The 7,113-nt window shown below is 52.9% G+C and carries 2 protein-coding genes; both read right to left on the bottom strand.

What is annotated here, in order from left to right:
* On the bottom strand, window positions 1-482 hold a 482-nt coding region (locus J7439_RS21885), incomplete at its 3' end, for a hypothetical protein (protein WP_209204121.1).
* Between the two features lie 123 nt (window positions 483-605).
* Window positions 606-6,845: an AAA family ATPase gene (locus J7439_RS27300; RefSeq protein ID WP_209204120.1), complete on the bottom strand. Its 6,240-nt coding sequence runs from the start codon at window positions 6,843-6,845 to the stop codon at window positions 606-608.
* Between the last annotated feature and the right edge of the window lie 268 nt (window positions 6,846-7,113).

Raw genomic sequence — 7,113 nt, 5'->3', positions numbered from 1 at the left:
AGCCCGGGACGCTCGGTTTTTTGTCCGGGAGCGGGATAATAGTGCAGCCTTCTTAACGGGTGATGATCCAGGTCGTCCGGATGCCGGATAATAAAAAAAAACCCGGTACCTGTCGTTTCCCGATAGAGACGGATCAACTCCTCCTTCTTTTCACTCCCATGCCAGGATTCGAAAAAATGAAACGCATCGCCTATCGGTGATACCGATTGCTTCAGGTGGCTGATGCAATCGGTGATGGTCGTAACATTACGGACCGGGCTGGAATGTGCACTATCTGCTGATGCCTGTTGGACTAAATATGACTGCTCATTTTTGACGGACAAAACCCCGGTTTCTGGAATTTTTTTAGCGATTTTACTGGGCTGTGAAGGATCGCCTGTAGAACTTGCCAACCTTTTTTGAGCTGTTACAACAGAATGATCACCGGGTTGCGGCTTGTCATTGTGCACATTAACCACGACACCGGGCTGAATAGGAAGCATGATATTAGTACTTTTTCTGATAGTAATTGCGGTCCGTCGGCCAATTTAGATGGTGTAAACCGGCAAAAGTTCCTCCCTGCAATGCCGCACCTCGTCATAGGGGTGCCCTGTCGCAACAAAACCTCAACAGCTAATTCCCGCCAAAATAGTTGCATCATGTTCATTGAGCAGGCGTTTTATGGTTCCCAGCGACTCCCGGCAATCCAGGGCAATACCCGGAGAAAAAATCCCACTGCCGATCAGGTCGAAATTTTGCCCTGCCGAACTTTCAAAGATGGTTACCCGGTCACGGAAGTTGCCAACGATCAGTACCCGAAATCTTTTCAGGTCGTTACATATCACCGGAGTATATATTTCAGCAGAGCGTTTATCGCCGATCAGGCGAATTAACTGTCGGTTATTTTCTGCATCATTGATGTGATCCCCTGAGATCCCCATGCGCGGGGGCTCAGGGAACTCCTCAAGCAACGCTGCTCCGGTCAGTTTGTTGGTGCTTTGCAGGAGGGTGTACAACGCCCTGTCGATCAAAAACCGGGCAGACAGTATCAGGGTATTGGTTTCCTGGTAGTACGTTGATTTTTGCGGGAAACAGGGCTCACCACGGATCAGTCGGGCAATATCCGGTTTGCCCCGGGAGGCATGACTCCAAAAAACTTCGGTAGCCGCCACCTGTGGCAATTTTTCACAAGAGTACAGCAGGGAAAAATAGTCGGCCTCCGGACTGTCGTGGGCATTTTTCAGATAGACTTTATCGATGGACTCAAGCCGGAACAGGCGCTGGTATATTTGTTGAGCCATGCCATTATGATCAAAATTGAACCGGATAATGGTCTGCAGGCTTTGAACAGGCAGGACGGGAAAATCATTCGGGCTTTGCAAATACAGTTGCCAGGCAAACTCGGACCACTCACAGAAAAGATGCCCTTCGGGAGACTGATGCTCGGTTGACCTGATGAGCATACAGTGGCTCCAATCGATAATGGCTTTTTTTTCCGGGGGGGCCAGGGTGGAAAAATGGTTAATGGCATGTCGGGCCGCCAGCAAATATTGTTCCGGTACCCAATCGCAGGTAATTTCCATTGCAAAGATATAAAGTTCGCGACTTGGTGATATTTTGTAAGATCGATCTGATAGTAAATCCCTGAACATGGGGATAGGGCGGAAATTTTTCCGGAACTTTTCCAGAAAGGTGTCCTGGATTTGTTTTATCGCCTCTTGGGGTAATTCAGATTGAGTACACTTGTGTTGCTGGAGCAGAGAAGCGGCCAGTGACAATATCCCGTTCCAGCCATCAGCGGCTCCGTCCTGAGTGTAAGGCGAATTGACGGGTTCCACGGGCGCTGACTTGAAAATATTGTGCCATTCCGGCTCTGATGAGTAACTGCAGGTTCCGTAGGTCCCCCCTAAATTACACAGCCGCCACCCATTGTGGGATCTGACCTCAACAAAAATGTGTGTGACCGATTGTACTATTCGGGCTTCAACACCCCAGTAAAGACAGAGTAATTGAAACAGAAACCCACGATGGCGGCAGGTTCCCTGTTGTTCCTGCAACAATTGCTTGACCAGGCTGATGCCGGTTTCTTCAAAAGTACGATCGTAGGAAAAAGCTCTGAACCAATCGACCAGCGCCAGCAGCCGTTCAGCCAGATTTCTTATCTGCCCTATTTCCTGCAACTTCCGGTATCCCTGAGCCGGGTGTCCGCTGAACACCTCCTGATCCAGATGTACTTTGATCAGCGGAGGGCACCGGGGCTGTGTGTTGATAGGATCACCAGCCGTTAACGGCTGAAAATAAGTCAGATCGGGCTTAATAATAAAATCCACCGTCACCGGTTCCGTGAGTTCGGAACGAAGAAAGTATTGTCCGGTGTGCCTATTCCATGCCAGCTGCGTCTGTTTCGGAATGGATCTCAGACCGGTCAACCGGTCGTTGGGGGTCAGCGATGGCAATGGTTGCCAATTGCGGCCCGGTTTCAGTGTCATGCGCCCGGGGGTTTCGCCGGTTTTCAGATCGGTTCGCCCGGTTAACAGGGGCAAAAGATTGCTCTGATCCATGGGGTGCATTGGTAACGGGCTTTTAACTAACGCCTGGTCAGTGGTCACATCGGCTGTGCACAGCTTCAGTCGATACAGAACGATATTCCATTGACGGGGAAAAAACCGGGTTGCCTGGAGGTTGATACACACATCATGGGGCATGCCCTGACTGAAAATCTCCGGTAAATTAGTGGCCGGACCTCTGGAAGATCCCTTTTCTGATGATGGTACAAGAATACAGGGCCACTTAAATGTGCTTGTACGGTTTTCCAGATAGGGTTGCCACTCCCTGCTCAGGCCCTCAGGCCACCAACCCATGGGGGTTCTACCCAATCGATCGGCCGCCCGGAGCAGCTGCGGCAACGTCAGTTCAAGGGGAATGCGTTGCTCTTGGAAATCCTTATTAAGGGCACTGGCGCAATCAGTCAGCCACCGACTCAGTTCCTCTGATACCCCCATGGCTTGCAGCCTGAGCCGGTAGTCATCCCGGGTATCATGGTGGATATGAACACCGGTAAATCGACTGGTCAATGATGGCGGGAATGCCGTCCGTCCGGGATAGGTGGGCGGATTTACGGTACCAATCAATTTGAACCCGGCCTTGTGAGGCAGCGGCAGGCGGTCATTGAGAAACTCTTCCAATGGCCCGGAAGGAATAATATTGAGTTCACTGACCACCAGCACCTCACCCAGTCGCCAGGCACGGTTAAAGGCCTGCACAAACTGGTTAAACTGGTCCGGTGTCCCATTGAGATGCTGAAAGCCTTTGCCGGTTTGCTGTTGCCAGGTAGTCAGGGTCAGCAGTAACAGGGCATCCTTACCCCACCCGGCAGTACCTTCCACCACCATGGCCACTCTTCCCGGTTCCCTGAGTTGCAGAAATTGCCAACAGGTTTTTATGTACTCTCTGGTGGCCGGAGTATCGATGACCAGTGGCGTCGATTGCTTTTTGTTCACCTGTGCCAACTGTCCGAAAAACTGTGTGAAGGCACGCTGGTGCTGATCCAGCAATGAACGGTCCACCTTACCGGAACTGTGCCGGTAATCCCTGAGCGCTTGCCATTCGGGGCGTTGGTCCCGATCGATCCGCCCACCCAGGCTTTGCCCGCACGCTTCGTCAGCCAGTGCCAACACCTGGGCCTGGCTGGTGGGACAGGGTGCATCCGCCGTGATCAGTTGGAACCGGGCCATGATGTCTTTCAGATCCCTTGGCGTCAGCTCATAGTCTGTGGATACCTGCTTTCTGTACTCTGCCAGCAGGGACAGGATGGTGGCCGAAGTGGTGGACCTCAGTTCCATGGGCCAGGTATCCGGCAGGAGTGGCTCAATGATGGCTTGTTGCAGAACGGACTCCGGCAGCGGCCGGTAATAGAGGCGCAGAATCCGGCTTTGCAATTCAGGGTCAAGATTCCGTCCCGGATAATTTTCCGGATTACCGGTCAACAAAACCCGGTGGTTATCTGTTAGCTCGAACGTCTGACCATTGACGCAGAGCCGGGCAGCCGATTGCAGCAAACCGGTCAGTGGTGACAATAGTCCGTGTTGCACCAGATTCGCTTCATTAATAACCAGCAGGCCCGGCTCAGAACTTTTGGCCCACTCCGTTATCTGCCCGGGTACCGAATGAGAGACCGTATTGCCCTGCCGGTCTCGTTTCAGGGAGACCGAACCGTACAGGTCTTCCCAGGTGGTGTTTGGTCCCAGGGTCAGGGTTTTCACTGTTTGCTGGTCAGGCTGTGGGCCCGCAGCCAGCCGGCTCATTGATGCCTGCCGCCGTTCCTGTAACGCTTGCCCGGTGGCGACCGCCAGACAGGATTTACCGGTACCCGCCGGGCCATTGAGCTCAATGATCTTATGCTGTCTGAGCATGGTGGTGAGCTGTTCAAGCCGCCTGCCCTGTTGCTGATGATGACTACCGCTGGCCTTCAGCCAATCTGAGGCCAGGGTCGGCAAGGAGGTTGTCAGCAGCGGTTCCGGGAAGGCGTGCTGAAGCTGCTGTTGCAGCTGTTCCAGTGGCTCAGAGGGATGGCATTGGGTAATGGCGGTCAGTTGCCGGTTCAAATCCCGGGCTTGCTGATGCACCGGGATACTCTGGCTGCCGCAGACCCGCAGGGCATCGTACAGCAGACGCAGCCGTTGCCCGGAATAGGGATGGATGTTGTTGTCCAGTACCGGCAAAAGATCAGACTCAATGCCCTGTTGAGGGAATATTGAGTGGATAATGGCGGCCATCTTCGCGGTACAGCGCAGAGAAGGTTTGCCGAAAGTAGCGGGCAAATACTCGCCCAGTGCCGGTGCCATATAACGGGCCAATGGCCAGAAATTATCTGCCAGATCCTTTGGGTGCTTCAGGGCTGGCAGGGTGTTCAGGATGGCAGCAATGCCATCACGATCAACCTCATCCATGGAATCCGGAAATATCGCACTGATCTGAGCTTTGACAAAACTGTAAATGGTTGCATTACCCCGCACCGGATGGGCCAGTAACTTATTCAGGGCCTTACGCCAGTGGAAGGGCTCCAGAGTCCCGGCGCGATCCAGCCGCTGTTCAATGGGGAGCTGAGCCTCCAGCAGGGTCAGAAACTCAGCCGGTGCCTGAACCGGAATGACCGGATAACTTTTATCCGGGCTCTGGGGCAATGTCCGAATGCGGGACAAAAGACCGCCTAATGGCCCAATTGCATCGGGATGGCGGGACGAAAAGGGTTTGATCAAACCGGGGGCGGCCAGAACGGACTCGGCTTTACCGGGTTCAACGATGTCAGGCTCAACACTATCAGACTCTACACTGCCTGCTGACCGATTACTCCGGGTATCCTGCTGCTGTTGCCAGCGCTGGAACCATGGACCCTGGGCAGGCAGTCGGTCAGCGGGCCAGACTATATGGAGTCGGCAGTTGGGCAGAGCTTTTTTCTGGCCGTAAATCCAGAGATAGGGCTCTGGTGCCAGTAGTGACTCCAGATGCCCTGCCAGGGTCGGGGTATGTTCCAGCCCGGTCAGCACCACCGGTTTCCCCTTAAGGAGTTGTGTCAATAAGGGGGTTTCTTTCAGCTGGAAACTCAATTTGCCTGACAGTCTCAGCTTGCTGGTAAACCAGAGCTCCTCCCATTGCTGACCGGTGGCCAGTCGATAACAATGTGCAGCAACATTGGCAACACTGCCGGTATACAGCCTGACAACACTGTTACCAGAAGACTCTGGCAAAGTGCCTGTCACCAATCCGGGGGCTACAGGCAGTGATTCCGTCCGATGTTTCAGGATCAGCCATTGTTCATCGGTCAGTTCACCGCTAACCAGCAGCTGGTCAAATTCGCTGGCTATCTTATGAAAGGTATCGGTCTTTTGCAGGGTGTTTTCCTGTGCGGACAGATCACTGAAGATTGCGTCGAAATTATGGGTATTGATAACCCCGCAGGTTTTGCCGGGTAACATCGGTGTGTTGTTGACTGCTTGTTTGAATGCCGTGATATTCTCTGTCGGGGTGTGATATTGCTGCAAGACCAGCGATGCTGGCAGCTCCACCCGTTCACCATTGGCGATGAAGTAGCCTTGCTCAAGAATATCAGACAAATGTTGCCAGAACAGGCTCTTGGCATCCGGCGGGTCCACCAGGCAGATGGTCTCAGGTTCTGGCTGGCTGCTGATCACTCCGCCTCGAAAATACTGTTCTCCATTATTGTTGATGGCCAGGTTGCCAAACAGGCTGGCAAAGACATCCTGACCCGCACAGTGAATCAGCAAACTCCCGGGCTCTGGCGGCTCCGTGCGATGGCTTACTGACCAGGATGGCAGAGCGGCCGGGGTTACATTGAAGGTTGCTGAAGAGGATCTGCCCCGGGCAAATACCCGACGCCAGAAATCCGGTCCGGGAGCATCAGGCTGATTTATTAAATCGTTTTTGGCCAGAACAACCCGACTGACTGTCGTGCTGATGGGGATGCCATCCAGCCGGGGTGGATTCTCCAACAGCTCATTCAATGAGGCCAGCTGTCTTGGCCTGAGGTTGTCACAGTCGAAAATCAGGGTGATGGGCACTGACTGATAAATAAGCCCGGGACGCTCGTTTTTTTCTCCGGGAACTGGATAATAGTGCAGCCTTCTTATCGGGTGATGATCCAGGTCGTCCGGATGCCGGATGATAAAAAGAAACCCGGTGCCTGTCTTTTGCCGATAGAAACGGATCAATTCATCCTTCGCATCACTGGATTCAAAAAAATGAAACGCATCACCAACCGGCGATGCCGATTGCTTCAGGTGGCTGATGCAATCTGTGATGGGCGTGACGTTTCGGATTGGGCTGGTATGTGCACTCTCCGCTGCCACTTGTTGGGAAAAATGCAGCTGCTCATTTTTGCCTAAGACTGCAGTTACTCGTGTTTTTTTATCGGTGTTACCGGGCCGTAAAGAATCGTCTGCAGAATTTGCCAACCTTTTTTGAGCAGGGTCATTGCCGGGTTGTGGATTGTGTGCATTAGCTACGGCTCTGGGCTGAACAGGAAACATGAAAATAGTACTTTTCTAATAGCAATTTCGGTCCGTCAGTCAACTTTGATGGTGTAAAGCGGGAAAAGTTCCTCCCTGATTTGGTACT

Source organism: Salinisphaera sp. G21_0 (assembly GCF_017744115.1).
Classification (GTDB): Bacteria; Pseudomonadota; Gammaproteobacteria; order Pseudomonadales; family Endozoicomonadaceae; genus Endozoicomonas.
The sequence above is the reverse complement of the archived record's forward strand: the minus strand, read 5'-3'. Positions and strand labels throughout refer to the sequence as shown.